The sequence below is a fragment of the Mycobacterium intermedium genome (assembly GCF_002086275.1).
GTDB classification, from domain to species: Bacteria; Actinomycetota; Actinomycetes; order Mycobacteriales; family Mycobacteriaceae; genus Mycobacterium; species Mycobacterium intermedium.
The window spans coordinates 1-1,152 of the sequence record NZ_MVHT01000248.1 but is presented as its reverse complement, the minus strand read 5'-3'; the positions used below and the strand labels follow the sequence as shown (position 1 = coordinate 1,152).

Below are 1,152 nucleotides of genomic sequence, written 5' to 3'. Positions count from 1 at the left end.
CCCGAACCGCCCAAGATCCCCAATACCTCATGGATCAACCGACCCAACCAACCACAGGAGGAAACTCAGTAAATACCACCAAACGGCGCCTCACCTAGGTTGACAGGTTCCGTTGCGCTCCATTTTCGGCCTCGCCACCATGGCGCCTCCTGCCTGAGCTCCCGGGGCTTCCCGGTCAGGTCCGAATATATCCATGATCGGATCCCGGATCCTGCAGGCGAAGTTGATACCTGATGTCAGAAACGACTGGGCCATTGCTTGCCAGGTCCGCGCCTAGCCCCGCCAAGAGCAACTCCCATCACGTTCAACCGGTGAGGTCAATCTCGAATCTAGTATTGCAGCAATGTGATTCGAGTAGCGTACCGACCCTGATTTGCGCAAACTTCTTGACATCGAGAATAACCACTCGGAAGCCGACCTCCGCCTGCGTACCAAGATGCAGCACTAGCAAGAGGTTGATCGCTCCGGCGTGTCGCAGACCCGAATTCTCTTGGGGTGGAGGGTTATAACCACCCACCGGGCGCTACCGGAGCTCGTCTGGTTACCATGAGGTGCTGGTGTCGCTCTGGGAGGACAACTACAAGGTCTATGGGGCCCGCAAGCTGTGGAAAGCGGCACGTCGGGCCGGATATGACGTGGGCCGTGACCAGGTGGCCCGGCTGATGCGGGCGGCCGGCATCGAAGGCGCGCGACGCGGCAAATGGGTCAAGACCACCCCGGCCGACCCGGCCGCCGATCGGCATCCCGACCTGGTCAAGCGGAAGTTCACCGCGAGCGCGCCGAACGCGCTGTGGGTGACCGATCTGACGTTCGTGCCGACCTGGGCCGGGGTGGCCTACGTGTGCTTCCTGATCGATGCGTTCAGCAGGATGATCGTCGGGTGGCGGGTGGCCTCGCACATGCGCACCACCATGGTGCTCGATGCGATCGAGATGGCTCGCTGGTCGCGGGAATTCTGTTGTCGGGCTTGACATGTCACGCCGATGCCGGGTCGCAATTCACCTCGATTCGCTATGGTGAACGGCTCGCCGAGATCGGTGCGGTGCCCTCCATCGGGAGCATCGGGGACAGCTTCGACAAGGGCTTGGCTTCATAGTGCACCTCCTGTAGTGGGTTGGATGGGAACTCGTTTTCTTAGTGGGCTGCCTTGTC

At 60.9% G+C, this 1,152-nt stretch carries 1 pseudogene; it reads left to right on the top strand.

Features of this window, described 5'->3' with window-relative positions:
- Window positions 1–554: 554 nt before the first annotated feature.
- Window positions 555–1,090, top strand: a pseudogene (locus tag BST27_RS30480) (IS3 family transposase); the annotation flags it as partial.
- Between the last annotated feature and the right edge of the window lie 62 nt (window positions 1,091–1,152).